Origin of the sequence: Streptomyces sp. CC208A, assembly GCF_030010625.1 — a bacterium.
GTDB lineage: Bacteria > Actinomycetota > Actinomycetes > Streptomycetales > Streptomycetaceae > Streptomyces.
This window is the reverse complement of record NZ_JASCXN010000024.1, coordinates 37,983-63,155: the sequence shown is the minus strand read 5'-3', so window position 1 is coordinate 63,155 and position 25,173 is coordinate 37,983. Positions and strand designations below refer to the sequence as shown.

The following is a 25,173-nucleotide window of genomic DNA, read 5'->3' as shown; positions in this document are numbered from 1 at the left end:
GTCACCGCCCCGAGGTCACCTGGGCGACGGCCATGTCGATTTCGGCGATCGACGCCTCGATCCGGTCAAGGAGCCGCGTCACGATGTCCGAAGCGGGCCATGCCCCGTCCTTATTGAGGTGCCAGGCGAGCTGGTTGAGGTTGCCGCCGATTTTGCCGAGTTGCCCGTTCGCGGCCATCAGCGCCTTGACCATGGCCCGGTAGTCGGCGACGGCGGCGGTGGGGTCGTCGGAGCGGGCGGCGGCGAGCGACGTCTCGGCGACGTAACCGCCGACCGGCATGTGGCTGAGGTGAGCGGCTGTCGCGAGCAAGGTGAACTCGTCGTCGCTGTAGCGCGGGTGGACGCGCTTCTCGCGCAGCGTGGGCTCGCGAAGACGGCGGCGCGGCGCAGGCGGCGACGCGGCTTCTCCCCGAGTCGGCTCCCCCGGGCCGGCCGACCCCGGCGCCCCCTCGGCGCCGGAAGCCTCCGCCTCCCCTGGGGCGGAGGCCGGGTAAGGACTCCATAGCCGACAACTTGCTGCGCGGTTGAGGCGGGTGGTCATCTCCTGCTGAGTGGTGCGGAGTTCATGGTGTGGGTCGTGCATGTTTGGTCTCTGTGCCTTTCTTCGTCGCGCGGATGGCTGGTGAGGGCATTCACGCGGTGACGGGTGCAGACGGGCCGGACGGCTGCGGGCTCCGTCGGCGTCGGCGGGTAGGCCACCGTGCTCGGTCCCCGTTTCTGGTCCCTTGGCGCCCCGTCCCCGCTCCGTGGGACCGGTCCCCCAGAGGCATCGGTCCCCGCGGGTGGTCCCGTGTCCGGGACCGCCACGTAGCGGGGACGGTCTCCGCCTTGGCCGGTCCCGGGCCGGTGTCCTTTCTCGGTGTCATCTCGTTCCGTAGGGGACCGAAGCGGGACGGTTCCCGCGGGTGAGATCCCCCGAGACCGGCTCGCGTGCCGCAGGGGGGACCGGCCTCGTGGCGCCCTGAGTAGCGGTTTCGTGCCTGTGGCTGCAGGTTGCACCCCGGTCCCACCAGCCTCGTCGGTCCCCGGCGCAGGTCTTCACGGTCCCCGGTCCCCGGTCTGCCGTGACCTCCGGCCGGAGCCCGGTCCCCACGCGCGTCGGGGACCGACGGATCGTCAGGGGGACGGTCCCCGCGGGCAGGGACGGTCCCGTGGTCGGACGGGGGCGGTCCCCGTTTTCGGCGGGATCGGTCCCCGCGGACGGTCCTCCGCTGGATCTGTCAGGGTCCCCGCGGGCCGGGGACCGGGGACCGCGTGGTGGTCCCGTGCCTCAGGTGAGGGCCGGGCAGTCGTGTTATGCGGTGTCTCCCTTGGGCTGGCCGCGCCGGGGGCGGACCAGGGTGGGCGGGCGGGTGAGGGCGAGGAGGACGCCGGACGGCCCGGGAGGTCAGGGCGCGGGGTGGCGTCTGCGGTCGGGGCCGTCGAGGATGACGCGTTCGGTCATCTCGGCGAGGCGAGAGGCGACACGGTCCCCGAGGGCGGTGCGGAGGTCGGCGGTGGGGAGGTTGGTGGTGATCAGGGTGGGGCGCAGGTGCTCGTACCGGTGGTTGATCAGCCGGTAGGTGAGCTCCTCGGTCCACTCGCTGGTCTTGGCCGCGCCGAGGTCGTCCAGGAGCAGCAGCGGGCAGCGTGCCAGGGCCTGCAGCTCGCGTTCGCTGTCGAAGCCGGAGCGGGGACGCAGGCGGGCGTACAGGTCGGCGGCGGTGACGGCCTCCCAGCGCAGGCGGACCCCGGCGGCGAGGAGGGCGCGGATGGCGCCGTATGCCTGGTGAGTCTTGCCGGTGCCGGTGGGGCCGGCGATCAGCAGGGAGGATCCCTCTGAGATTCCCGGTGCGCCTGCCGGTCCGGGGCGGCCGGCGCGGGCGATCTCGTCGACCCAGGCGGTGACGTGGTGGTGGTCGGTCAGGGCGCGCCGGTAGCGGGCGGGGATGCGGGCGTCGGCCAGCTCCAGTGCGGTGCCGGGCTCCGGCGGCGGCTCGTGCGTGGCGGCGGTGGGGCCGATGCCCCGCTGGGTCAGGATGGCACCGAGTCGGTCGGCGATCCGGCCGACCTGGTGCGGGTCCCGGGTGAGGGTGGCGGTCACAGGTCACCTCCGTAGGCTGCGGCGACGTCGGCGGGGTTGGTCCACGGCCGGTGGGTGGCGGCGGACGTGGGCGTGGAGGCGTTCATGGCCTCGTGGACGAGGCTGGGCAGGGTGCTCGGGTGCAGGCCCTTGGCCCGGTGCTGTGCGAGACCCGCCCGTACGTGGTTGGCGTCGATGCCCTCGTCGAGGAGCTTCTTCGCCTCGCGGCCGAGGTGGCCGAGGACGTCCTGCGGCGGGCGGTGGGTACAGGCGGCGGCGTACTCGCCGATCAGGTCCTTCGCCGAGACCGTCTGCGGCGCGGGGGCGCTCGCGCCCCCCAACGGGGTAGTTCCTAGATCCCTGTTCCTAGGTCCTAGATCCGGACCGTGAGGGCTCACCGCAGGCTCCGTGAGTCCTCCCCGCGTCTGCGGCGAGGACTCACGGAATCCGCTCTGACCTGCGGATTCGACGTTCACGGATGTCTCCGTGAGTCCTCCCTGTCGAGTCACGGTGTGCTCCGTGACCGCTCCGGGCACCCGCGGTGAGGTCTCACGCGGAACGCCGAGGTCGTGGTGCGGGCACGGGGGATTGCGGACGCCACTCGGGCGGTTGATCTTCTGGTGCTTGGCGAAGGTGACGATGTGCAGGTACCGCTTGCCGTCGTCGCCCTCGTAGCGGCAGATCAGCCCGGCCCCGTCGAGCTGGGTGAGGTCGTCCTCGACCTCCACCGGGCCGTGTTCGCGGCGGAGCGACCACAGCTGGCCGGCGATGACGGCGGCCTGGTCGCGGAGGCGGCCCTGGTCGTCGGCCTGGGTGAGCAGGCCGAAGAAGGTCCGCTCGGCGGACAGGGACACGGACGCGAGGGACTCCGACGCGAACGCCTCGGGCTTGATGGTGCGGATACGGGCGATGTCGATCGACCACAATTCGAAATCGGGAAGGGGCAGGGAATCCGGCGGCGCCGGGGTGCGTGGACAACACAGCCACACCCGGTGCGTGAAAGTCCAGACTTGGTTCTGGAACCCTTCACAAGTCGTCTCGCCCGTGGCCCGGTGACCGTAGACCAGAAATCCCGGTTGACGAAACCATCGCCGGAAATCGCCGTGTGATCCGCATCGCTCACGGCAGACAGGAATGCCCTTCCGGACCGGTAGGCGCGCAAGCTACAACACCACCCATGCCGCCACGCCCCCTCGAAATCGGACCCGCCGGACACGCCGCCGCCCACGCCATCGAACGCACCCGCACCACCCGCGGCTACTCCCAGCGCCAGCTCGCCGCCCGCGTCACCGCCCTCGGCCGCCCCATGACCTTCACCGCGCTCTCCCGCATCGAACGCACCGTCCGCCGCTGCGACATCGACGACCTCGTCGCCATCGCCGCGGCCCTCGGGGTCGCCCCGCAGGCCCTTCTCGCTGGCGCTCTCGCACCCCCAAGGGTGGCCGGGGCGGGCGAAACATAGCCGACGATCGCCGGTTAGCCAAACCGGGAATTCTCTGCATCATTGTCCTGTCGTCGAACCCGCCTGCCCGTTATGGGGATCTCTTGTCGAGTCCCCGGATTGGAAATCCCTCGTTGTCCGCTCCTCGAATATCCTCCGCACTTCCTCGCCTCCACTCAGCCCGAGAGGTCGCCGAAGCCCTCGGCTGTTCCGTCTGGTGGGTCAAAGAGCGCGCCCGGCGCCGCCTCGTTCCCTTCGCCTATGTGGGCGGGGCCTATCGCTTCACCGCGGAACACGTCGCGGAAATCGTGCGGCTTCACGAGGAATTCCCCGCACGTGCGCCGCAGCGACCCGCCCCGCCCGCCCCCGCGCCGTCCCACCGCGAGCCCCGCGCCGTCCCGACCGCGCCCGCGCTCACCGCCCGGCCCCCGCGCCGACTGCTCAAGGCCCTGCCTCAGGCCCAGTCGCAGGCCAAGTACGACATCACCGCCTAGACAGCCTCAGCGACAGAAGGGAGGGAACACTTGGGGTACGCGGAGAAGCGCGCCACCTACTGGAGGGGCCGGTTCAAGCAGGCCGACGGCAAGTACGGCACCGTCTCCGATCCGACGGGCGCCGTGGTCAAGTTCGCCACCAAGCGCGACGCCAAGCAGGCGGCGGACGCCGAGGAGGTCGCCGTCCGCCGTGGCGAGTGGCGGGATCCGTCCGCCGGCCAGGAGACCTTCGGCGAGTACGCCAGCCGCTGGTACGCCGTCCAGGACCTGGCCGCGTCCACGATGCAGAACTACCGCCGCCACATCGAGGAGCACCTGCTTCCCACCTTCGCGGGCAAGGCCCTCGCGGGCATTCTCCGCTCGGACGTGGAGCGGTGGGAGAAGGAGGAGAGGGCCGTGTACGCCGCCTCCAGCGTGAAGACCTGGCGTTCGACCCTGCACCTCATCCTTGAGGACGCGATCGACGAGGGCCTGATCACGTCCAACCCGGCCGCCCGCCGGCGCGGACGCGGCAAGCGCGCCGGCCGCTCCCGCGACCGCGGCCCCGAGAAGGTCATCATCGATCCGCTCGGTGCCCTGCTGCTTGCCGAGCGAGCTGCCCTCCTCTCCGGACGGGACGACGAGTTCGTGGCCGTGATCCTCAAGACGTACACCGGCATGCGATGGGGCGAGATCGTCGGCCTGGAGACCGAGTACGCGCGCCCTGGCACCGTCCGCGTCGAATGGCAGTTGTACGAGCTCGACACCGGCGAGCTGGTGCGCGTGCCGCCGAAGGACGACAGCTACCGCACCATCGACGCCACGGACTGGCTCTCGGCCCTCGTCGCCGACCACATCGCCCGTACGAAGCCGGTCCCGTGCCCCTGCCACGGCAAGACGTACGTCTTCCGGGGCCAAGGAGCGGCCCGCACCAGCGGACACGGCGGCGCGAAGCTCGTCGACGTCGCCCGCCGTGCGAGCGTGTCCACCGGCACGGTCTCCAACGTGCTCAACCACCCCGAACGCGTACGGGAGGAGACGCGCGCCCAGGTCGAACTCGCCGTCGCCGAACTCGGCTTCGTCCGTAACGCTGCGCCCGCCCACGAGGCCGCCCACTGGCGCCGCAACGGCTTCGCCACCTGGCTCTTCCAGCCCGCCGCCACCGGCTGGTACCCGAAGAAGGCACCCCAGGAGCCGCGCCCCGTTCCGCTCCTGGGCGAACCCTGGCCCGGCGTCCCCGCCCGAGGCCGTGGCGCGAGCCAGCGTGCCGACGCCTGCTGGCTCCCCGTCGCCAAGGGCCTCACCCCGCACGGCCTGCGTCACACCCACCGCACCGTCATGGAGGACTTGGGCACGGAGAAGGTCCTCATGGACGAGCGAATGGGCCACCTCGACGGCTCCGTCTCGGCCCGCTACGCGCACGTCACCCCAGGCATGCGCCGCCGCCTTCTCGTCGGCCTGACCGAGCAGTGGGAGACGGCCCTCGCCGCCCGCCGCGCGATGTGCCCCCACTCGCCGGTACGCGTGCTGGACCGGCTCCTCGCGCTCGCGGCGTGAGGAGCGGTGTCAAGGGCGGCGGCGTTGGTCGCATCGTGCCGGCAGACGCGGCGCGGAAGGCTCGGCTCCGCTGCGGAGTCAGCCGCCGAAGGCCGCCTGGAACGCGCTCTGGCCAGCCTCTACGAGCATGGCCAGTCCGGGAGTCGCCGTGCCGATGTCCGTGAGTGCCGTCTGCAGCCGTTCGTATGCGGCGCGGACCCTGCCCGGTTCGGGCTGGTCTGCGGTCGCCGCCTCCTCCAGCACCTCGGCGTCCATGATGATCTGGTCCCGCTGACCATCGGCCGTGCCAAGGGCGGGTGCGAACTGTCTGACCATCTGGGCGAACTCCGCCAGCTTGGACGCGTCGAGGCCGATGTGGTTGTGCTGGACGACGTGCTCCTGGGAGCCGACGACGAAGCCCTGTGATTGGGTGATGTTGTAGGTGTCGCCGCCCTTCGGCTGGCGGTTCAGGTGGTCGTTCACGCTTCCTCCGGCGAGTACGCAACGTGTGCCGGCCGAGGTGATTCCGACCATGGCGCCGTTGTCGGTGGAATGGATCTGCACGAGGCTGTGGTCAGCCAGATAGTCCAGCGCGCCGAGAGCCTCGTCCTCGGTCAGTGGGACCCCGGCGAAGGTGCACTGCGGGTCGTCGGCGTAGGACACGACCGCGACGGCCGAGTCCCGTCCGCCGGTACGCAGCACCCACTGCAACAGCACGTCACAGGCGTGCCGGAAGCGGGCGACGGCGTCGGTGCGGAGGTCGAGAAGACGCTTGGCCTCCAGCACGCCGTCGTCCGTGGGATAAACCTCCGAGTCCCCGCCGCCGAAGGTCTCCACGACGCGTACGAGCCCGAGCCTCTTCAGACGCAGCGCCATCTCGGCGGCCTCGTCGACGGGAAGCCCCTCGCGTTCGAGGAAGTCGGCTACGTCGACGAAGCGACCGGGGTCCCGACGGGAGGCGTCGTACAGCCAGACGAGGAGACGGGACAGGTAGGGGTCGCTCTCGATCCCGCTTGCGCTGGAGAGCGCCAGAGCACCCAGGCGTGGAGCGTCGAGCTCGATGGGGACGCGCACGGGGTACTTCCGGTTCGCCCGCTCGAACTCCTTGGCGATCTCCTTCTGCATCTTCTCGATGCCGCGCCTGTCGATCTTGAATCCAGCCAACCGGGGCCTCCTGGGGGGTACTGATCCACCCAGGCTAGGCCGCGCCACTGACAATGGAGGCTTCGCGAGCGCGTACGTCGCCGGACAGCGCGTCATCTGCTGAGCGCGGCGCCACTCGCTCCCTGCCGGGAGACCCCGACCAAGATCGTCTCCCAGATTTCTCCCAAACGATCTACAAAGCCAGTCAGGGGCCTGATTCGATCTCTCGAATCAGGCCCCTGACCTGGTCATACTCTGTCGGGGTGGCGGGATTTGAACCCACGACCTCTTCGTCCCGAACGAAGCGCGCTGCCAAGCTGCGCTACACCCCGATGTCGCTGCTCTGTTCTTCACGTCGCGGCGACATCGATTACTTTAGCCCACCCGCGCCCAGAGACGAAATCCGGTTACGGCGGCCCGCCACCGCAGGTCGGAAGCGGTCGGCCAGGACGAGGAGGAGGCCGAGGGCGGAGAAGGCGAGACCGAGGGCGAGGGCGTTGACCAGGACGCCGGCGTAGCCGTGGGCGGCGACGTCGAGGAAGGGGTACGTGTACCGGGTCCGGGCGTCGGCGGGCAGCAGGGCGCCGCGGGCGAGGGCGAAGAGCAGGTACGCGCCGGGGGCGGCGAGCCAGAGGGCCGCGAAGCGGGGGCGGAAGGCGCCGGGGTGGGTGAGCAGCAGCCAGTCCAGGGCGACGCCGAGCGGGGTGACGGTGTGCAGGAGCTGGTTGGAGACGGCCCGGGCGCCGGTGAGCGCGTCGACGGCGGCGGCCTGGTTGAAGGGGCTCGACGGGTTGGCGAGCACCAGGTGGAAGACGAGCCCCACGACGCAGATGCAGAGCAGCGCTCCGCCGCTCCACACGGCGGGCAGCGGCGGCCGGCCGGTCCAGGCGCGGGCGGCGCCCAGGCCGAGGACGACGGCGACGGCGGTGTTGGACCAGATCGTGAAGAAGCTGAAGACGACCAGCGGGTCGCCCTGGACGCAGTCGATCGTGATGCCGGTGGCCGCGGCCAGGGCGATCAGACCGCGTACGACGGCGGCGAGACGATTCGGCATGCCGCTCACCGTACGGGGGCGCCCCCACCCCCGTACGGAGTCACGGAGTCACGGATCACAGGGGCACGGGGCCATGGCGTTCAGGCGTGGGCCGTCAGGGTCAGCAGTGTCGCCTCGGGCGGGCAGGCGAAGCGGACCGGCGTGTAGCGGTTGGTGCCGCAGCCCGCCGAGACGTGCAGGTAGGAGGTGTGGTCGCCGGCGGTGTGGGTGGAGAGGCCCCTCGCGCGGTCGGTGTCCAGGTCGCAGTTGGTGACGAGGGCCCCGTGGAAGGGGACGCGCAGCTGCCCGCCGTGGGTGTGCCCGGCGAGCACCAGCCCGTAGCCGTCGGAGGCGAAGGCGTCGAGGGCGCGCAGGTACGGGGCGTGCACGACGCCCAGGGAGAAGTCCGCCGACGCGTCGGGGCCGCCGGCCACCCGCTCGTACCGGTCCCGCTTGATGTGCGGGTCGTCGAGGCCGGTGAAGGCCAGGTCGCCCTGGGGCAGCTTGAGCCGGCCGCGGGTGTTGGTGAGGTCCACCCAGCCGGCCGCGTCGAAGGCCTCCTTCATGCCCTCCCAGGGGTTGTGCACGGCGCCGACGACCGGCTTGTTGCCGTTGAGCCCGTGCCGGCCCTGCGCCTTCTCCAGCAGGTAGCGGGCGGGGTTGCGCAGTCGGGGGCCGTAGTAGTCGTTGGAGCCGAAGACGTACACGCCGGGGAACTCCATCAGCGGGCCCAGCGCGTCGAGGAGCTCCGGCACGGCGTCGGTGTCGGAGAGGTTGTCGCCGGTGTTCACGACGAAGTCGGGGCGGAGCCCGGCGAGCTTCTGCAGCCAGGCGCGCTTCTTGCGCTGGCCGCACACCATGTGGACGTCGGAGACCTGGAGGACCCGCAGGTCGTCCATGCCCGGCGGGAGGACGGGGACGGTCACCCGGCGGAGCCGGAAGGACCGGGCCTCGAAGCCCGCCGCGTAGACGAGTCCGGCCGCGGCGGTCGCCGCGACGCCCGCCGTGATCTTCAGGGGGATGCCGTACCGTGCGCGCATCCCCCCATCGTTCCAGACCCGGGGGGCGTAAATGCACGGGCGGTACGGACCCGGCACCTGCCACACTTGATGCCATGACCACGCTCAAGGCAAGGCTTCAGGACGACCTCAACGCCGCGATCAAGGAGCGCGACGAGCTGCGCTCCTCGACCCTGCGGCTGACCATCGCCGCGATCACCAAGGAGGAGGTCGCGGGCAAGACCAAGCGCGAACTCTCCGACGACGAGGTGCAGAAGGTGATCGCCAAGGAGGCGAAGAAGCGGCGCGAGGCCGCGGACGCCTTCGAGCAGGGCGGTCGCGCCGAGTCGGCCGAGCGCGAGCGGGCGGAGGGCCTCGTCCTCGACGCGTACCTGCCGAAGCAGCTCTCCGACGAGGAGCTGGAGGGGATCGTCGCCGCCGCCGTCGAGGAGGCGAAGGCCGCCGGAGCCGAGGGCCCGCGCGCCATGGGCGCCGTCATGAAGATCGTGAACCCGAAGGTCGCGGGCCAGGCCGAGGGCGGCCGGGTCGCCGCCGCGGTGAAGAAGCTCCTGGCGGGCTGAGCCCGGGACGCACGCGTACGAGAAGGGCGCCCCCACCGGATCCGGTTCGGTTTCCGGTGGGGGCGCCCTCTTGCTCTCTTCCCCGCCTCGCTAGTCGCGGCCGCCGCGGCCGTTGCCCGGCCGGGTGGCGTCGCCGCCGGTCAGACCGGGGAACGTGATGTCCGGGAAGGGGTTGGTCGGCTGGTCGCCCGGCTTGTCGTCGCCCCGCTTGCGCGGCTTGTCGTCGTCCCGCTTCTCGTCCCTCTTCGGGTCCTTCGGCTTCTCGGCCCGCGGGACGGCGATGTCGACGAAGGACGGCTTGTCGTCGCCGAGTGCGCCGGTCATCGCGATCCGCCAGATCGGACCGGGGAGGCAGCCGCCGCAGACCTTGTCGTAGTAGACGCCGCCGATGGTGAGGTTGAACATCTCCTCGCGCTCGCCGACGTCGTCGCCGACCCAGACGGCGGTGGACAGGTCCGGGGTGTAGCCGACGAACCAGGCGTCTTTGCGGCCCTCGGTGGTACCGGTCTTGCCCGCGTTGTCCCGGTCGCTCAGACCTGCCCGCGTACCGGTGCCGTCCTCGACCACACCCTTCAGCATCTGGTTGATCATGTCTGCGGTGCGGTCGGACATCGCACGCGTGCACTTGGTCTGCGGCACGTTCAGCTTGTCGCCGTTGGCGGCCCTGATGGAGTCGATGACCACCGGGACGCAGTAGATGCCGCGGTTGGCGAAAGTCGCGTAGACGTTTGCCATGTCGAGCGGGGTGCTCTCCAGGGAGCCGAGGGTCGCGGACGGGCTCTGCTCCATCGGCTTGCCCAGCTCGCGCTCGTAGCCGACCTTCTTCGCCATCGTCAGCGTCTCGCAGAGGCCGACCGTCAGCTCCAGCTTGGCGAAGTAGGTGTTGATGGACTTGCCGAGGGCGCTCGTCATGTCGTACGCCCCCTTCTCCGACTTGAGCTCGTTCTGGACCGACCAGTCACCGTAGTCCGCGGGCTTGCCGTCGCAGCGCTTGTAGTCACTCTTCTTCAACGAGATCTTCCACGGCGTGTCGTAGCTCGTGGCGGGGCTCAGCCCCTGCTCCAGGGCGGCGGCGGCCGTGATCGGCTTGAAGGTCGAGCCGACCGGGAAGCCGTACGTCGTGCCGCCCATCTTGCTGCCGACGGCGAGGTTGAGCGTCGTCTCGTGCTTCTTCTGGTCCAGACCGTACGGGCGGGACTGGCCCATCGACAGGATCCTGCCGGTGCCCGGCTGGACCTGGACGACGGCGGCGGCGACCGGGTCGTCCTTGTTGACCTTCGCGATCGCGGCCTCGTTGGCGGCGGCCTGCGCCTTCGGGTCGAGGGTGGTCCGGATGGTCAGACCGCCCAGGTTCCACAGCTTCTGCCGCTCCTCGACGGTCTTGCCGAAGACCGGATTGGTCAGGATCGTCTTGCGGACGTAGTCGCAGAAGAAGCCGGAGCCCTCGACGGCGGTGATGCAGCCGTTCCTCGGCGTCTTCACCTTCAGCTTGATGGGGGCGGCCTTGGCCTTCTCCATCTCGGCCTGGCTGATGTCGCCGACGTCCGCCATGCGCTGGAGGACGATGTTGCGCCGCTTGGTGGCTTCCTCCAGGTCGTTGATGGGGTCGAAGCGGCTCGGCGACTGCACCAGACCGGCCATCATCGCGGCCTCGCCCAGGTCGAGCTTCGCGGCGGGCTTGGAGAAGTAGCGCTGCGAGGCGGCCTCGATGCCGTACGCCTGCTGCCCGAAGAACGTGATGTTGAGGTAGTTCTCCAGGATCTTCTTCTTGCCCAGCTCCTCCTCGACCTGGATCGCGTACTTCAGTTCGCGGACCTTGCGGCCGATCGTCTGCTGGGTGGCCTGCGCGACCTTCTCCGGGTCGTCACCGGCCTCCTCGACGAAGACGTTCTTCACGTACTGCTGGGTGAGCGTGGACGCGCCCTCCGAGACACCGCCCGACTGCGCGTTCTTGTTGATCGCGCGCAGCACGCCCTTGAGGTCGACCGCCCCGTGCTCGTAGAAGCGCGCGTCCTCGATCGCGACGATCGCCTTCTGCATGTAGGGGGAGATCTTCTCCAGCGGCACCACCTTGCGGTCCCGGGAGTAGACGGTGGCGATCAGCCCGCCCTCGGAGTCCAGGATGGTGGTGCGCTGACTGAGCGGCGGGGTCTTCAGGTTGGAGGGGATCTCGTCGAACCCCTCGACCGTCCCCTTCGCCGCCAGACCCAGTGCGCCGGCCGCGGGCAGGGCGATACCCGCCAGCACGGCTCCGGAGAGCACACTGACACCGAGGAACTTGGCGGCCTGCTGGGTCCCGGTCAGACCACCGCCCGAGCGCTTCTTTGCCATGGGGGCAGCCTACGTTCTCAATCACCGGACACGCGTATATGCCTTGGCCTAAGCTGCTCACAACTGTCACAGGAGTGCGGTCCCGTATCAACCCCCATGCGTGACATTCGCCTGATTTCCGGCATGAGTTCCCGCGTCCCCGAATCCGCGGGCAAGGCATGTCCGATTCCGGCGCGTGTGTCGTGGGGTGTCCCATAACACACGCATGTCCTTCGGTCACTCCCCTGGGTGATCTGACGCGCACGCATAGTCCGTTCGGACCATTCAAGATTGGGCCCGAAGGGGGTGTTGCGCTGTCCCCACCTTCCGTAACGTCCCAACTGGCAGCGGTGAATATGCCGCTGCCGCCGTGGGGGAGCCTCGATTCGGGAGAGGACGGCGCCGGTATGGGCTGGGTAGCTGACTGGAGTGCGCAGGCGGCCTGCCGCACTACCGATCCGGATGAACTTTTCGTGCAGGGAGCGGCACAGAACAGGGCGAAGGCGGTGTGCACCGGGTGCCCGGTGCGCACCGAGTGCCTCGCCGATGCCCTGGACAACCGTGTGGAGTTCGGCGTGTGGGGCGGCATGACGGAGCGCGAGCGCCGTGCCCTGCTGCGCCGGCGCCCCACGGTCACCTCGTGGCGGCGGCTCCTGGAGACCGCGCGCACGGAGTACGAGCGCGGCGCGGGCCTGCTGCCCGTCGCCATGCAGGACGACGCGACGTACGAGGAGTACGCCGCGGTCGGATAGCCCCGACCGTCCCGTGAGGTCCCGTCAGGACGGGTCGCGCGGGGAGGAGAGGCGCTCACCGATGGCCCGCAGCCCGGCGAGGTCGTGCACATCGCCGGGCAGGGCGGCCACCTCGGTCACCGCCACCTCGGGGTGGAGGGCCGTGAAGCGGTCGCGCGTGCGCTGCTCGCGCGCGAGCACCTGCATCCGCTCGGCATGCAGCCGGAGCAGACCGGCGGTCAGCCGGGCGAGGTCGGGACCGGGGGCGGGATCGATGCCTGTGCCTGTGCTGCTGGGGTTCACGCTGTCGCCGTGCTCGGTGGTGCTGCGGTGCGCTTCGATCGTCGCGTCGGCTGTGGGGGCAGCCTGGGATGCGGCGGAGGGGCGTGCGGGGAAGTCGGCGGCGGTGGCGGGATGCGACGGCCCGGGCGAGACGGCCGGAGCGCCACGCACTCCAGTCTTCCCGCCCCCCTGATCCACCATGCGGCCCTCGTCAAGATTTTCCGCGGCCGCCCGCGCCCGCTCGGCCGAGAGCCGCGCCGCCCCGCTGCCGTGCACCCGGTTGAGGACGAGACCGGCCAGCGGCATGCCCTCGGCGGCCAGCCGCTCCACGAAGTACGCCGCCTCCCGCAGCGCGTCCCGCTCCGGTGCCGCGACGACGAGGAAGGCCGTGCCGGGCGCCTGGAGCAGCCGGTACGTGGCGTCCGCCCGCGTCCGGAAACCGCCGAACATCGTGTCCATCGCGGAGACGAACGTCTGCACGTCGACCAGGAACTGACCCCCCAGCAGCTTCCCCAGCGTCCCCGACATCATCGACATGCCGACGTTGAGGAACTTCATCCCGGCCCGGCCGCCCACCTTCGCCGGCGCCATCAGCAGCTTGATGAACTTCCCGTCCAGGAAGGACCCAAGGCGCTTCGGCGCGTCCAGGAAGTCGAGCGCCGAGCGGGACGGCGGGGTGTCGACGACGATCAGGTCCCACTCGTCCCGGGCCCGCAGCTGGCCCAGCTTCTCCATCGCCATGTACTCCTGCGTACCGGCGAAACCGGCCGACAGGGACTGGTAGAAGGGGTTCTCCAGGATCGCCCGCGCCCGCGCGGGATCGGCGTGCGCCTCGACGATCTCGTCGAAGGTCCGCTTCATGTCCAGCATCATCGCGTGCAGCTCCCCGCCGTCGGAGCCCTTGATGCCGTCCACCTTGCGCGGGGTGTTGTCGAGCGCGTCGATGCCCATCGACTGGGCGAGCCGGCGCGCCGGATCGATGGTGAGGACGACCACCCGCCGCCCCCGCTCCGCCGCCCGCACGCCCAGCGCCGCCGCCGTGGTCGTCTTGCCGACCCCGCCGGAACCGCAGCAGACGATGATCCGGGTGCCCCGGTCGTCGAGGAGCGGGTCGATCTCCAAGGCGGGCACGGTGTCCAGGCCGTTCGAGACGGGGTCGGCCGCGCCTCCGGTGCCGTGCGAGGCGGCGCGGGTCTCGGCCCTGGTGCCGTTCGGGACGGCGCCGGTCTCGCTTCCGGCGCCGCTCGTGGCGATCCTCGGGGTCTTCTCCGTCACGCCGCACCCACCCCTTGCCTCCGCAGTTCCTTCGCCAGGCGGTACAGGCCCGCGATGTCCGCCCCGTCGCCCAGGTAGGGCAGCTCGTACGCGGGCACCCCGATGCCGTCCAGGACGGCCCGCTGGCTCCGCTCCAGCTCCACCCGGCGGGCGTGCTCGGCCGCCTCGTCGAGCAGCGGCTCGACCAGGCCTGCGGCACCCGTGACCCCGACGGACGCCAGCGTCCGCGCGATCGCCTCGCGGTGGTCGCCGGAGGCGGCCCGTACCGCCGCCCCGTCGAGGAGCTGCGGGCGGACCATGTTCACCACCACCCGGCCCACCGGCAGCCCCGCGGCGCGCAGCTCGGCGATGCCGTCCGCCGTCTCCTGGACCGGCATCTCCTCAAGGAGGGTCACCAAGTGCACGGCCGTCTCGGGGGACTTGAGGACCCCCATCACCGCCTGCGCCTGGTTGTGTATCGGGCCGATCCGGGCCAGCCCCGCCACCTCGTCGTTCACGTTGAGGAAGCGGGTGATGCGGCCGGTCGGCGGGGCGTCCATCACCACGTGGTCGTAGACCGGGCGGCCGTCGCGCTCCCGCCGCCGGACCGCCTCGCACGCCTTGCCGGTGAGCAGGACGTCCCGCACCCCCGGCGCTATCGTCGTCGCGAAGTCGATCGCGCCGAGCTTCTTCAGGGCCCGGCCCGCGCCGCCCAGTTTGTAGAACATCTGGAGGTAGTCGAGGAGGGCGCGCTCGGCGTCGATCGCCAGCGCGTACACCTCGCCGCCGCCCGGAGCCACGGCGATCTTGCGCTCCTCGTAGGGAAGCGCCTCCGTCTCGAAGAGCTGTGCGATGCCCTGTCTGCCTTCGACCTCGACGAGGAGCGTCCGCTTCCCCTCCGTCGCGAGGGCGAGGGCGAGGGCGGCGGCGACCGTCGTCTTACCGGTACCGCCCTTGCCGCTGACGACCTGGAGCCTGCTCACGCTGTCGAGCCTAACCACTGGCGGGCCCGCGCAATCAGCGGACCGCCCCGGAGAAGCCCCCTAGGGGGAGCGTCGGGGGGAGCCTCGGGAAAGCCCCCCGCCGCAGCGGCTACAGTCGGCTCCATGACCAAGTGGGAGTACGTCACGGTGCCGCTTCTGGTGCACGCGACCAAGCAGATTCTCGACAACTGGGGCCAGGACGGCTGGGAGCTCGTCCAGGTCGTGCCCGGCCCGAACCCGGAGCAGCTCGTGGCCTACATGAAGCGGCCGCAGTCGTGAGCGGGGCCGTCGAAGCCCGGATCGCGGAGCTGGGCCTGAAGCTGCCCGAGGTCGTCCCGCCGCTCGCCGCCTACCAGCCGGCCGTCCAGTCCGGCGTGTACGTCTACACCGCGGGCCAGCTCCCGATGGTGGGGGGCAAGCTTCCGGTGACCGGCAAGGTCGGCGCCGAGGTGACCGCCGAGGAGGCCAAGGAGCTCGCCGCCACCTGCGCGCTGAACGCGCTCGCGGCCGTGAAGTCGGTCGCCGGTGACCTCGACCGGATCAAGCGCGTCGTGAAGGTCGTCGGCTTCGTCGCCTCCGCCGCCGACTTCACCGGTCAGCCCGCGGTCCTCAACGGCGCCAGCGAGCTGCTCGGCGAGATCCTCGGTGACAAGGGCGTGCACGCCCGCAGCGCCGTCGGCGTCGCCGTCCTCCCGCTCGACGCCCCCGTCGAGGTCGAGGTCCAGGTCGAGCTGACCGAGGCCTGATCCCGCCCACCACGCGCGCGAAGCCGGCCACCCCTCCGAAAGAAGGGACTGGCCGGCTTCTCGTACGTCCGCCCCTTGAGCGGGCGGCTTCCCGCCCGTCCGACCTTTGAGTGACTGGCTCCTCGCCCGTCCGCCCTTTGAGCGGCTGGCTTCCGGTACGTCCTCCGCCCTTTGAGCGGGCGGCTTCCCGTACGTCCTCCGCCCCTTGAGCGGGCGGCTTTCCGTACGTCCGTCCCCTGAGCGGCCGGCCCCCCGCGTGAGTTCCCGCCTCCCCGGGCGGGAGGCTCCCGCGCGGGTCGGTCCCTTGGCGGCCGGGTCCGGCGCGTGCCGCGCCGTGTGGCCGACTTCACAGGCGTTCCGCCGCTCCGGGGCTGCCGGCCCCCAGCGGCAGCCGGCAACCCCACGTGGCTCCCGCGCGTACCGCCCCCCACGCGGGCAGCTCTCGTGCATTCCGTTCGTTGCGCATAGCATCCGCCCATGTCGAATGGTCAGTGGTACCCGCCGGAATGGCCCGACCGCATCCGCGCCCTCGCCGCCGGAGAGCTCGTGCCGGTGACGCCCCGGCGCGCCGCCACCGTGCTCCTGCTGCGCGACGCGGACGGCGGGCCCGAGGTCCACATGCTGCGCCGTCGCACCTCGATGGCCTTCGCCGGAGGCGCGTACGCCTATCCCGGCGGCGGGGTCGACCCGCGCGACGAGCAGCCGGTGCGCTGGGCCGGGCCCTCCCTGGAGGAGTGGGCGGAGCGGCTCGGGCTCGACGACCCCGCGCAGGCCCAGGCCGTGGTCTGCGCCGCCGTCCGCGAGACCTTCGAGGAGGCGGGCGTGCTGCTCGCCGGAGAGAGCCCGGACACCGTCGTCGGCGACACCACCGGCGAGGACTGGGAGCGCGACCGGCAGGCGCTGGTCGCCCGCGAGCTGGCCTTCGCGGACTTCCTCGACCGGCGCGGGCTCGTCCTCCGTTCCGACCTGCTCGGCGCGTGGGCCCGCTGGATCACCCCCGAGTTCGAGCAGCGGCGGTACGACACCTGGTTCTTCGTCGCCGCGCTGCCGGCCGGGCAGCGTACTCGGGACGTCTCCGGCGAGGCCGACCGCACGGTCTGGATCCGTCCGGCCGAGGCCGCGGCCGGCTACGACCGGGGCGAGCTGACGATGATGCCGCCGACCATCGCCACCCTGCGGTCCCTTCAGCCCTGCGGCACGGCCGCGGAGGCCCTGACGGCGGCCGGAAAGCAGTCCATGACGCCGGTCCTGGCACGCGCGCGCGTGGAGGACGGTCAGGTGGTGCTCACCTGGCCGGGGCACGACGAGTTCACCAAGCGGGTCGGGGGCGGTTCCGCGTGACCGACGCCGCCGCCCTCCCCGGCCGGCCGCGCGGGCTCGTCACCTCCGGTCCCGCGACCGAGCGGGCCGTGAACGTGCTCGCGCCCAACCCGTCCGCGATGACCCTGGACGGCACCAACACCTGGCTGCTGTCCGAGCCCGGCTCCGACCTGGCCGTGGTCGTCGACCCCGGCCCGCTCGACGAGGGCCACCTCCGGCACGTGATCGACACCGCGGAGAAGCTGGGCAAGCGGATCGCGCTGACCCTGCTGACGCACGGTCACCCGGACCACGCCGAGGGCGCGGGCCGGTTCGCCGAGCTGACCGGGACGGCCGTCCGTGCCCTCGACCCGGCGCTCCGCCTCGGCGACGAGGGCCTGGGCGCGGGCGAGGTGATCACCGTCGGCGGTCTGGAGCTGCGGGTGGTACCGACGCCCGGCCACACCTCCGACTCGCTCTCCTTCCACCTCCCCGCCGACCGCGCGGTGCTGACCGGCGACACGGTCCTGGGACGCGGCACGACGATGGTGGCGCACCCCGACGGGCGGCTCGGCGACTACCTGGACTCGCTGCGGCGCCTGCGCTCCCTGACCGTGGACGACGGCGTGCACACCGTCCTGCCGGGCCACGGCCCGGTCCTGGAAGACGCCCAGGGAGCCGTGGACTTCTACCTGGCGCACCGGGCGAGCCGACTGGCGCAGGTGGAGACGGCGGTCGAAGCGGGACACCGTACGGCCTCCGAGGTGGTGGCGCACGTCTACGCAGACGTACACCGCTCCCTCTGGCCGGCGGCGGAACTGTCCGTCCGGGCACAGCTGGAGTACCTGCGGGAACGCGGCCTGATCTGACCGCCCCTCACACCGAGAAGAACCCCCGCCCGCCCCGGGAAGCCGAAGCGGGAAGGACGCCCGGCCGCCCCGCCACCCCCGGCCCCGCATCGGGGAGCGTTGCCGTCCCCGGGAACCCCGCGCCGAGGGGAACGAGCGGCACCAGGACTTCGCGGCGGGAGCCCGACCAGTCCACCGCCCCCGGCCCCGCGCCGGGAAGCGCCGCCGCCCCGGGATCCCTCCCAGCGGGGGGACGGCCGGCGTCAGGACCCCGTGGAGGGAGGACCGACCGACCCCGCCACGACGGGCGTTGCCGACTCCAGGAACCCCGCGTCGGCGGGAATGGCCGAGACCAGGAACTCCGCGGCGGGCAGAATTGCCGACCCCTGGCATTCTGCGGCTTCCCGGAGTGCTTTACGCTCCGTTTACACCAGACCGTAGTTCTCAGGGGGAAGCCCGTGTTCGTCATAGCCATCCTGTTGGTCATCGCCGCGGTGGTGCTCTACTTCGTCGGCCGGTCGCAGGACTCGACCGGCCTGAAGATGGGCTCCGTCGGCGCGCTGGTGGCCGGCGTCTTCTCGCTGATCGTGAGCATGGTCTACGTGGTCAGCGCGTACGAGGTCGGCGTCCCGGTCGCCTTCGGCAAGGTCGGTACGCCGATGACCTCCGGCATGCACGTGAAGTCGCCGTTCACCGACGTCACCACCTTCTCGACCCGCCCGGTCGACCTCAACCTCTCCGACAAGGACGTGGTCGAGGTCCGCTCCTCGCAGGGCGGCGTCATGTACGCCGAGGTCACGGTGAAGTGGGCCGTCGTCCCGACCAAGGCCGTCGAGCTCTACAAGCTCGCGGGCAGCGCGGACGCCATCCAGCAGCGGCTGGTCTACCCGGACAGCCGGGAGATCGTCCGCAACGTCTTCGCCCGCTACACCAGCGAGCAGGGGTACACCTCCGACCGCGAGAAGATCAACGCCGAGATCGGCGCCCTGATCAAGGAGCGCCTGGCCCCGCGCGGCATCGACGTCACCACCGTCAACCTGCGGAACGTGAAGCCCTCGGACGCGCTCCAGGACCAGATCGACCGCAAGATCCAGCAGCAGCAGGCCACCGAGCGGGCCCTTGAGGCGGCCCGTACGGCCAAGGCGGAGTCGGACCGGCGCCGGATCGAGGCGGAGGGCATCGCCCGCGCCAACAAGATCCTCAACGACTCGCTGACCGACAAGGTCCTGACGAACCAGTGCATCGACGCCTACAAGGCGGCCGCGGAGAAGAACCCGGTCTACGCGGTGCCCTGCGGCAACGGCAACTCGGCCCCGGTGATCGTGGACGGCTCCAAGCGCTGACCCGCCCGCCCGGAACGCGTCCGCACGGAACGCGGAAGGGGGCCGCCCGGTCGAACCGGGCGGCCCCCTTTTCCGTACCGTACGCGCGCGTGGGTTACCGCGAGCGCTTCGCGAGGCGCTCCACGTCCAGCAGGATCACGGCACGGGCCTCAAGGCGCAGCCAGCCGCGCTGGGCGAAGTCGGCGAGCGCCTTGTTCACGGTCTCGCGGGAGGCGCCGACGAGCTGGGCCAGCTCCTCCTGGGTGAGGTCGTGGACGACGTGGATGCCCTCCTCCGACTGCACGCCGAAGCGGCGCGACAGGTCGAGGAGCGCGCGGGCGACCCGGCCCGGCACGTCGGAGAAGACCAGGTCGGACATCTGGTCGTTGGTCTTGCGCAGACGGCGGGCGACGGCCCGCAGCAGGGCGCCGGCCACCTCGGGCCGGGCGTTCAGCCAGGGCTGGAGGTCGCCGTGACCGAGGCCGAGCAGCTTGACCTCGGTCAGCGCCGTCGCGGTCGCGGTGCGCGGGCCCGGGTCGAAGAGGGACAGTTCGCCGATGAGCTCGCCGGGGCCGAGGACGGCCAGCATGTTCTCGCGGCCGTCGGGGGAGGTGCGGTGCAGCTTCACCTTGCCCTCGGTGACCACGTACAGGCGGTCGCCGGGGTCGCCCTCGTGGAAGAGCGCGTCGCCACGGGCGAGCGTCACCTCACTCATCGAGGCGCGCAGCTCGGCGGCCTGCTCGTCATCGAGCGCCGCGAAGAGCGGGGCGCGCCGCAGAACGTCGTCCACGAGTTCACTCCTACTGTCGACCTGCTCACGGGACCTGGCTCCCATGATGCCGGACGTGCCAAACAGTGCGATCAATCACAACAAGTTTGACGCACCGGACGCCATTGCCGAACGTCAGGGGCCCGATCGGGGTCCGATGGGCGGTGGGCGGGGCGGATGTCGGCCCCGGCGCCTAGGCTGGCCGGGTGTCCAACTCGCCGGTGAGAACGCAGGCCAAGGGGGCTGGAAGAGTGTCGGCCGAAGGTAATTCCGCTGTGGGCGAACGCGGCGTGTCGAAACGTTCGAAAGGCGCCGATCGGGGCGATTCGCACGCGCAGGAGCGCACGACGGACCGTGCCCGGGAACGCCCGAAGAAAGCCGCCGCGAAGAAGCCCACCGGAGCCACCGGAGCCGCCAGAACCTCCCGGGCCGCCGGAGCCACCAGAACCTCCCGGGCCGCCGGAGCCGCTGGAACCCCCCGAGCCGCCGGAGCCACCAGAACCTCCCGGGCCGCCGGAGCCGCTGGAACCCCCCGAGCCGCCGGGGCCCCCAAAACCGCCCGCGTCGCCAAGCCCGAGTCGCGGCTCGCCCTGGTCCGGAGGGCCCGGCGGATCAACCGGGAGCTCGCGGAGGTGTACCCGTACGCCCACCCCGAGCTCGACTTCCGGAACCCCTTCGAGCTGCTGGTCGCCACGGTCCTCTCCGCGCAGACCACCGACCTGCGGGTGAACCAGACGACCCCCGCGCTCTTCGGCCGGTACCCGACCCCCGAGGACCTGGCCGCCGCCGTCCCCGAGGAGGTCGAGGAGCTGATCCGCCCGACCGGCTTCTTCCGCGCGAAGACCAAGTCGATCATGGGCCTGGCCGCCGCCCTGAGGGACGACTTCGGCGGCGAGGTCCCCGGCCGTCTGGAGGACCTGGTCAAGCTCCCCGGCGTCGGCCGCAAGACCGCCTTCGTCGTCCTCGGCAACGCCTTCGGCGTCCCCGGCATCACCGTCGACACCCACTTCATGCGCCTCGCCCGCCGCTTCCGGTGGACGGAGTCCGACGACCCGGTCAAGATCGAGGCCGAGATCGCGGAGATCTTCCCGAAGAGCGACTGGACGATGCTCTCGCACCGGGTGATCTTCCACGGCCGCCGCATCTGCCACGCCCGCAAGCCCGCCTGCGGCGCCTGCCCCATCACCCACCTCTGCCCCGCCTACGGCGAGGGCGAGACCGACCCGGAGAAGGCGCGGAAGCTGCTCAAGTACGAGAAGGGCGGCTATCCCGGCCAGCGGCTCAACCCGCCCGCCGACTACCCCGGCCGCCCCGCGCCGCCCGCCCCCGGCGTGGCCCCCGGAGCCGTACAGAGCCCCTCGGGTGCGGAATGAGCGCGGGAGGGGCCGCCGGGAACGAAGGGGGACGGCGGTGGCGTTGGACGACACGGGGGTGCCCATGACGCGCACGGACGAAGAGATCTACGGCCCCGGGGCCGGCGGCCTGCTGGACCGGGACGGCCTGCCCGACTGGCTCGCGCCGGTCGACCGGGCCGCGCGCACGGTCGCGCCCGAGCAGCTGAGCCGGTTCCTGCCGCCCGAGAGCGGCGCGGGGCGCCAGTCCGCCGTCCTCGTCCTCTTCGGCGAGGGCGAGCGCGGGCCCGAGCTGCTGCTCATGGAGCGGTCCGGCAGCCTCCGCTCGCACGCGGGACAGCCCTCCTTCCCCGGCGGCGCCCTCGACCCCGAGGACGGCTCCCCGGACGACGGCGGGCTGCTGCGGGCCGCCCTGCGCGAGGCCGAGGAGGAGACCGGCCTCGACCCGGCCGGCGTCCAGCTCTTCGGTGTGCTGCCCCGGCTCTACATCCCGGTCAGCGGCTTCGTCGTCACCCCCGTGCTCGGCTGGTGGCGCGAACCGAGCCCGGTCGGCGTCGTCGACCCCGCCGAGACGGCCCGGGTCTTCACCGTGCCCGTGGCGGATCTCACGGATCCCGCCAACCGCGCCACCGCCGTCCACCCGGCCGGACACGCCGGCCCCGCCTTCCTCGTCGCATCCGCTCTGGTCTGGGGTTTCACCGCCGGAGTGATCGACCGGCTGCTGCACTTCGCGGGCTGGGAGCGCCCCTGGGACCCCTCCCGCAGGATCCCGCTCGACCGGCGGTCATGACAGGCTGACCCCTCGGGCGACCGCCGAAGAGGCGGCCCCGGGGACGAGACCGCGACCGAGGACCAAGACCGCGACCGAGGACCAAGACCGCGATCGCGACCGAAGACGAGACCGCGACCGAAGAACAAGACGGCGACCGGGGACGAGACGGCGACCGGAAACGAATCTGCGAGGCTGACGACCGTGAACGTGCTGGACATCCTGCTGCTGCTCGCGGCCGTGTGGTTCGCGATCATCGGCTACCGCCAGGGCTTCGTGGTCGGCGTCCTCTCGGTGATCGGCTTCCTCGGCGGCGGCCTCCTCGCCATGTGGCTGCTGCCGATCCTGTGGGACCAGCTCACCGACAAGAGCGAGGTCTCCATGTCGGTCACCGTGATCTTCGTGATGGCGGTCATCGTGAGCGCCTCCATCGGCCAGGCCCTCACCACCCACCTCGGCAACAAGGTCCGCCGTCACATCACCTGGTCACCGGCCCGCGCCCTCGACGCCACCGGCGGCGCGCTGGTCAACGTGGTCGCCATGCTGCTCGTGGCCTGGCTGATCGGCTCCGCCCTCGCCGGCACCTCGCTGCCCACCCTCGGCAAGGAGGTGCGCGGCTCCAAGGTGCTCCAGGGCGTCTCCCGGGTGATGCCCGATCAGGTCAGCGCCTGGTTCGCCGACTTCAGCTCCACCCTCGCCCGCAGCGGCTTCCCGCAGGTCTTCAGCCCCTTCGCCAACGAGCCCATCACCGAGGTCCTTCCCCCGGACCCGGCGCTCGCCGGCAGCCCCGTCGCGACCCTCGCCCAGCGCTCCATCGTCAAGGTCGTCGGTACGGCTCCGAGCTGCGGCAAGGTCCTGGAGGGCACAGGCTTCGTCTTCTCCGACCGGCGGGTGATGACCAACGCCCACGTGGTCGGCGGCGTCGACGAGCCCACCGTGCAGATCGGCGGCGAGGGCCGGCTCTACGACGCCACGGTCGTGCTCTACGACTGGCGCCGTGACATCGCCGTCCTCGACGTGCCGGACCTCCGCGCCACCCCGCTGCGCTTCACCGAGGAGGAGGCCCACAGCGGTGACGACGCCATCGTCGCCGGCTTCCCCGAGAACGGCTCGTACGACGTCCGTTCGGCCCGCGTCCGCGGCCGGATCACCGCCGACGGCCCCGACATCTACCACCGGGGCGAGGTGCGCAGGGAGGTCTACTCGCTGTACACGACGGTCCGGCAGGGCAACTCCGGCGGACCGCTGCTCACCGAGGACGGCACGGTCTCGGGCGTGATCTTCGCCCGCTCCCGCGACGACGCGAACACGGGGTACGCGCTGACGGTCGAGGAGATCCGCGAGGACATCGAGCTCGGCCGCACGGCGAACCAGGAAGTGGACACCGACGGCTGCGCCCTCTGAGGACCCCTCCGAGGCCCCTACGCGCTGTCGCGCGGGTGGCGGAGCCGGGCCGACACCCAGCGGGCCCGCCGTCTGAGGATGCGCGAGATCCCGACCTGCCCGCCGGGAGCGCGGCCCGCCTCCGGGGGGCCTCCCCGCTCGCGGGAGCCCGGCCCGGAGGCGGAGCGGCGGTCGCGTGCCGTGTCACCGTAGTCGTACGTCCAGCCCATACCGGGACGTCTGCCCGGGGGCCGGGGTCGGTAACCGCCCCGGGGCCCGCCAATCGGAGTATGCGCGGGGCACATGGCCGTTCGACGCAAACCCGTGCGGGCGGGCTGTGAAAGGACCGTAGGAGGCTCGTGAGAGGCCCGTAAGGGGCCTGTGCGGGTGTCAGCGGTCGGGCTCGGGGTCCTTCAGCCAGTTGACCAGCTCCGTCGTGAAGGCGGCCGGGTCCTCCTCGTGCGGGAAGTGCCCGAGACCGTCGAAGAGCCGCCAGCGGTACGGCGCCTCCACGTACTCGCCCGAACCGGCCGCGCTGCGGGTCCTCATCACCGGGTCCAGCGAGCCGTGCAGATGCAGTGTCGGCACCCGCACCGGCCGCTTCATGCGGCGGTTGAACTGGATGCCGTCGGGACGGGCCAGCGAGCGGACCAGCCAGCGGTACGGCTCGATCGAGCAGTGCGCGGTGGACGGCACGAGCATCGCCCGCCGGTACACCTCGATCGCCTCCTCGTCGGCCGGATCGCCGGACCGCGGACCCGACCAGTCCCGGATCAGACGCCCCACCAGCTCGGCGTCCTCCGCGACCAGCTGACGCTCCGGCAGCCAAGGCCGCTGGAAGCCCCAGATGTGCGAGCCGGCCCTGGACTGGGCGAAGTCGGAGAGCATCGCCGAGCGCCAGCGGCGCGGGTGCGGCATCGAGGAGACCACCAGGCGGCGGACCAGCTTGGGCCGCATGACCGCGGCCGTCCAGGCCAGGTAACCGCCCAGGTCGTGGCCGACGAGCGCGGCGTCCGGCTCGCCGAGCGAGCGGACCACGCCGGTGATGTCGAGGGCCAGGTTGGCGGGGTCGTAACCCCGCGGGGTGCGGTCGCTGCCGCCGACCCCGCGCAGGTCCATCGCGACCGCCCGGAAACCGGCCTCGGCGAGCGCCGGCAGCTGGTGGCGCCAGGTCCACCAGAACTGCGGGAAGCCGTGCAGCAGCAGCACCAGGGGGCCGTCGCCCATCTCGGCGATGTGGAAGCGGGCGCCGTTGGCCGCGACGTCACGGTGGGTCCACGGACCGTCGAGGCGTACGGGCCCGCCGCCGGGGGTGCTGCTCTCGGGGAGGGTCATACGGACGAGCGTGCCACAGACTCGGCCTTGGCCATCGTCACCTCAGCGGCCGTGACGCCCTCCGGGCGGGGGTGCGGCTTGGCGTTCGGGAGGATCGCGGCGGTCTCCTTGGCGGAGGCGATGGACTTCTTCGGCGGCTTCACCTTCTTGAGCTGTGCCCGGGCGATCAGCCCGAGCAGGACCGCGACGAGCACATTGAAGAGGAAGGACAACACGAAGCAGACAGCGAGGTTCAAGCCGCCCTCGCCGTTGTGCCCGCCGGTCCAGGCGTTGATGCCGTACGCGAGCGCGAAGCTCAGCATCGGCAGCGAGAACAGCAGCACCACCACGGCGCCGATGCCCAGGATCGCGCCGATCCCGCCGCGCTTGACGTCCTGCCGGAGTTCGGCCTTGGCCAGGGCGATCTCGTCGTGCACCAGTGCTGACATCTCGGCGGTCGCCGAGGCGACCAGCTGGCCGAGGCTGCGCTCGGTTCCGTCGAACGGGTCGCTCATCGCTCTTCCCTCTCCTCTTGTACGGTCCG

Annotated in this window: 25 protein-coding genes, 1 tRNA gene and 1 pseudogene; 13 read left to right on the top strand and 14 right to left on the bottom strand. The window is 71.6% G+C overall.

The window, feature by feature from the left end:
• Position 1: 1 nt before the first annotated feature.
• The 3 genes from QK442_RS24100 to QK442_RS24090 all read right to left on the bottom strand — a co-directional run bounded on the left by QK442_RS24100 (position 2) and on the right by QK442_RS24090 (position 2,973).
• Complete coding sequence (locus QK442_RS24100; protein WP_349239678.1) at positions 2-310, bottom strand: plasmid mobilization relaxosome protein MobC; 309 nt, start codon at positions 308-310, stop codon at positions 2-4.
• A gap of 1,077 nt (positions 311-1,387) precedes the next feature.
• Positions 1,388-2,083, bottom strand: coding sequence for an ATP-binding protein (locus QK442_RS24095; protein ID WP_282696129.1), 696 nt, complete (start codon positions 2,081-2,083; stop codon positions 1,388-1,390).
• Positions 2,080-2,973 carry a hypothetical protein gene (locus tag QK442_RS24090; protein WP_282696187.1) on the bottom strand — a complete coding sequence of 298 codons (894 nt, stop codon included), beginning with the start codon at positions 2,971-2,973 and terminating at the stop codon, positions 2,080-2,082. The genes QK442_RS24095 and QK442_RS24090 overlap by 4 nt, the downstream gene beginning before the upstream one ends.
• A 266-nt stretch (positions 2,974-3,239) precedes the next feature.
• Between QK442_RS24090 and QK442_RS24085 the strand changes: the two genes are divergently transcribed.
• The 3 genes from QK442_RS24085 to QK442_RS24075 all read left to right on the top strand — a co-directional run bounded on the left by QK442_RS24085 (position 3,240) and on the right by QK442_RS24075 (position 5,533).
• Positions 3,240-3,524, top strand: a complete 285-nt coding sequence (locus QK442_RS24085) for a helix-turn-helix transcriptional regulator (protein ID WP_282696128.1) — start codon at positions 3,240-3,242, stop codon at positions 3,522-3,524.
• Between the two features lie 113 nt (positions 3,525-3,637).
• Positions 3,638-3,997 carry a DNA-binding protein gene (locus QK442_RS24080; protein WP_282696127.1) on the top strand — a complete coding sequence of 120 codons (360 nt, stop codon included), beginning with the start codon at positions 3,638-3,640 and terminating at the stop codon, positions 3,995-3,997.
• Positions 3,998-4,027: 30 nt separating this feature from the next.
• On the top strand, positions 4,028-5,533 hold the full coding sequence (locus QK442_RS24075) for a LacI family DNA-binding transcriptional regulator (protein WP_282696126.1): 1,506 nt from the start codon (positions 4,028-4,030) through the stop codon (positions 5,531-5,533).
• Positions 5,534-5,611: 78 nt separating this feature from the next.
• Here the strand turns inward: QK442_RS24075 and QK442_RS24070 are convergent, their stop codons facing one another.
• From QK442_RS24070 to QK442_RS24055, 4 genes are all read right to left on the bottom strand, one after another.
• Positions 5,612-6,676 carry a hypothetical protein gene (locus QK442_RS24070; RefSeq protein WP_282696125.1) on the bottom strand — a complete coding sequence of 355 codons (1,065 nt, stop codon included), beginning with the start codon at positions 6,674-6,676 and terminating at the stop codon, positions 5,612-5,614.
• A 237-nt stretch (positions 6,677-6,913) separates the two neighbouring features.
• Positions 6,914-6,987, bottom strand: a tRNA-Pro gene (locus tag QK442_RS24065).
• Between the two features lie 38 nt (positions 6,988-7,025).
• Entirely contained in the window at positions 7,026-7,709 is a 684-nt protein-coding gene (locus QK442_RS24060; RefSeq protein WP_282696124.1) for a Pr6Pr family membrane protein, read from the bottom strand.
• Positions 7,710-7,789: 80 nt separating this feature from the next.
• Positions 7,790-8,728 carry a metallophosphoesterase gene (locus QK442_RS24055; RefSeq protein ID WP_282696123.1) on the bottom strand — a complete coding sequence of 313 codons (939 nt, stop codon included), beginning with the start codon at positions 8,726-8,728 and terminating at the stop codon, positions 7,790-7,792.
• A 74-nt stretch (positions 8,729-8,802) separates the two neighbouring features.
• Here QK442_RS24055 and QK442_RS24050 point away from each other — a divergent pair, with 74 nt between their 5' ends.
• Entirely contained in the window at positions 8,803-9,267 is a 465-nt protein-coding gene (locus tag QK442_RS24050) for a GatB/YqeY domain-containing protein (protein ID WP_282696122.1), read from the top strand.
• Between the two features lie 90 nt (positions 9,268-9,357).
• On the opposite strand, the gene QK442_RS24045 is transcribed toward QK442_RS24050, so the two are convergent.
• Positions 9,358-11,598, bottom strand: a complete 2,241-nt coding sequence (locus tag QK442_RS24045) for a transglycosylase domain-containing protein (RefSeq protein ID WP_282696121.1) — start codon at positions 11,596-11,598, stop codon at positions 9,358-9,360.
• Between the two features lie 386 nt (positions 11,599-11,984).
• Between QK442_RS24045 and QK442_RS24040 the strand changes: the two genes are divergently transcribed.
• A complete protein-coding gene (locus tag QK442_RS24040) occupies positions 11,985-12,329 on the top strand; it encodes a WhiB family transcriptional regulator (protein ID WP_030749207.1) in 345 nt (114 codons plus the stop codon).
• A 24-nt stretch (positions 12,330-12,353) separates the two neighbouring features.
• On the opposite strand, the gene QK442_RS24035 is transcribed toward QK442_RS24040, so the two are convergent.
• A complete protein-coding gene (locus QK442_RS24035; RefSeq protein WP_282696186.1) occupies positions 12,354-13,721 on the bottom strand; it encodes an ArsA-related P-loop ATPase in 1,368 nt (455 codons plus the stop codon).
• 140 nt (positions 13,722-13,861) lie between these two features.
• On the bottom strand, positions 13,862-14,827 hold the full coding sequence (locus QK442_RS24030) for an ArsA-related P-loop ATPase (RefSeq protein ID WP_282696120.1): 966 nt from the start codon (positions 14,825-14,827) through the stop codon (positions 13,862-13,864).
• Positions 14,828-14,950: 123 nt separating this feature from the next.
• Here QK442_RS24030 and QK442_RS24025 point away from each other — a divergent pair, with 123 nt between their 5' ends.
• The 5 genes from QK442_RS24025 (at position 14,951) to QK442_RS24005 (ending at position 19,063) form a co-directional block, all read left to right on the top strand.
• Complete coding sequence (locus QK442_RS24025) at positions 14,951-15,106, top strand: DUF4177 domain-containing protein (protein ID WP_158821993.1); 156 nt, start codon at positions 14,951-14,953, stop codon at positions 15,104-15,106.
• On the top strand, positions 15,103-15,573 hold the full coding sequence (locus QK442_RS24020; protein WP_282696119.1) for a RidA family protein: 471 nt from the start codon (positions 15,103-15,105) through the stop codon (positions 15,571-15,573). The genes QK442_RS24025 and QK442_RS24020 overlap by 4 nt, the downstream gene beginning before the upstream one ends.
• Positions 15,574-16,050: 477 nt before the next feature.
• The gene (locus QK442_RS24015) at positions 16,051-16,914 is read left to right on the top strand and encodes an NUDIX domain-containing protein (RefSeq protein WP_282696118.1); all 864 of its coding nucleotides are present in this window, start codon (positions 16,051-16,053) and stop codon (positions 16,912-16,914) included.
• Positions 16,911-17,741 carry an MBL fold metallo-hydrolase gene (locus QK442_RS24010; protein ID WP_282696117.1) on the top strand — a complete coding sequence of 277 codons (831 nt, stop codon included), beginning with the start codon at positions 16,911-16,913 and terminating at the stop codon, positions 17,739-17,741. Before QK442_RS24015 ends, QK442_RS24010 begins: the two co-directional genes overlap by 4 nt.
• Before the next feature lie 437 nt (positions 17,742-18,178).
• A complete protein-coding gene (locus QK442_RS24005) occupies positions 18,179-19,063 on the top strand; it encodes a prohibitin family protein (protein WP_282696116.1) in 885 nt (294 codons plus the stop codon).
• A gap of 94 nt (positions 19,064-19,157) precedes the next feature.
• Here QK442_RS24005 and QK442_RS24000 read toward each other — a convergent pair whose 3' ends face one another.
• On the bottom strand, positions 19,158-19,832 hold the full coding sequence (locus tag QK442_RS24000; RefSeq protein ID WP_030495802.1) for a Crp/Fnr family transcriptional regulator: 675 nt from the start codon (positions 19,830-19,832) through the stop codon (positions 19,158-19,160).
• 548 nt (positions 19,833-20,380) lie between these two features.
• Between QK442_RS24000 and nth the strand changes: the two are divergent.
• From nth to QK442_RS23985, 3 genes and pseudogenes are all read left to right on the top strand, one after another.
• Positions 20,381-21,184 (top strand): annotated as a pseudogene (gene nth, locus QK442_RS23995) (endonuclease III); the annotation flags it as partial.
• A gap of 64 nt (positions 21,185-21,248) precedes the next feature.
• Entirely contained in the window at positions 21,249-21,953 is a 705-nt protein-coding gene (locus QK442_RS23990; RefSeq protein WP_282696115.1) for a CoA pyrophosphatase, read from the top strand.
• A gap of 183 nt (positions 21,954-22,136) precedes the next feature.
• Complete coding sequence (locus tag QK442_RS23985; protein WP_282696114.1) at positions 22,137-23,336, top strand: MarP family serine protease; 1,200 nt, start codon at positions 22,137-22,139, stop codon at positions 23,334-23,336.
• Positions 23,337-23,353: 17 nt separating this feature from the next.
• Here QK442_RS23985 and QK442_RS23980 read toward each other — a convergent pair whose 3' ends face one another.
• The 3 genes from QK442_RS23980 to QK442_RS23970 all read right to left on the bottom strand — a co-directional run bounded on the left by QK442_RS23980 (position 23,354) and on the right by QK442_RS23970 (position 25,144).
• A complete protein-coding gene (locus tag QK442_RS23980) occupies positions 23,354-23,545 on the bottom strand; it encodes a hypothetical protein (protein ID WP_282696113.1) in 192 nt (63 codons plus the stop codon).
• A gap of 160 nt (positions 23,546-23,705) precedes the next feature.
• The gene (locus QK442_RS23975) at positions 23,706-24,650 is read right to left on the bottom strand and encodes an alpha/beta hydrolase (protein WP_282696112.1); all 945 of its coding nucleotides are present in this window, start codon (positions 24,648-24,650) and stop codon (positions 23,706-23,708) included.
• Positions 24,647-25,144, bottom strand: coding sequence for a phage holin family protein (locus QK442_RS23970; protein WP_282696111.1), 498 nt, complete (start codon positions 25,142-25,144; stop codon positions 24,647-24,649). Before QK442_RS23970 ends, QK442_RS23975 begins: the two co-directional genes overlap by 4 nt.
• Between the last annotated feature and the right edge of the window lie 29 nt (positions 25,145-25,173).

Bases quoted from the DNA above. Each gene is read 5' to 3' on its own strand.
- QK442_RS24085 (WP_282696128.1), top strand. From the start codon at position 3,240: ATGCCGCCACGCCCCCTCGAAATCGGACCCGCCGGACACGCCGCCGCC.
- QK442_RS24060 (WP_282696124.1), bottom strand. From the start codon at position 7,709: ATGCCGAATCGTCTCGCCGCCGTCGTACGCGGTCTGATCGCCCTGGCC.
- QK442_RS24055 (WP_282696123.1), bottom strand. From the start codon at position 8,728: ATGCGCGCACGGTACGGCATCCCCCTGAAGATCACGGCGGGCGTCGCG.
- QK442_RS24050 (WP_282696122.1), top strand. From the start codon at position 8,803: ATGACCACGCTCAAGGCAAGGCTTCAGGACGACCTCAACGCCGCGATC.
- QK442_RS24045 (WP_282696121.1), bottom strand. From the start codon at position 11,598: ATGGCAAAGAAGCGCTCGGGCGGTGGTCTGACCGGGACCCAGCAGGCC.
- QK442_RS24040 (WP_030749207.1), top strand. From the start codon at position 11,985: ATGGGCTGGGTAGCTGACTGGAGTGCGCAGGCGGCCTGCCGCACTACC.
- QK442_RS24025 (WP_158821993.1), top strand. From the start codon at position 14,951: ATGACCAAGTGGGAGTACGTCACGGTGCCGCTTCTGGTGCACGCGACC.
- QK442_RS24015 (WP_282696118.1), top strand. From the start codon at position 16,051: ATGTCGAATGGTCAGTGGTACCCGCCGGAATGGCCCGACCGCATCCGC.
- QK442_RS23990 (WP_282696115.1), top strand. From the start codon at position 21,249: ATGACGCGCACGGACGAAGAGATCTACGGCCCCGGGGCCGGCGGCCTG.
- QK442_RS23980 (WP_282696113.1), bottom strand. From the start codon at position 23,545: ATGGGCTGGACGTACGACTACGGTGACACGGCACGCGACCGCCGCTCC.
- QK442_RS23975 (WP_282696112.1), bottom strand. From the start codon at position 24,650: ATGACCCTCCCCGAGAGCAGCACCCCCGGCGGCGGGCCCGTACGCCTC.
- QK442_RS23970 (WP_282696111.1), bottom strand. From the start codon at position 25,144: ATGAGCGACCCGTTCGACGGAACCGAGCGCAGCCTCGGCCAGCTGGTC.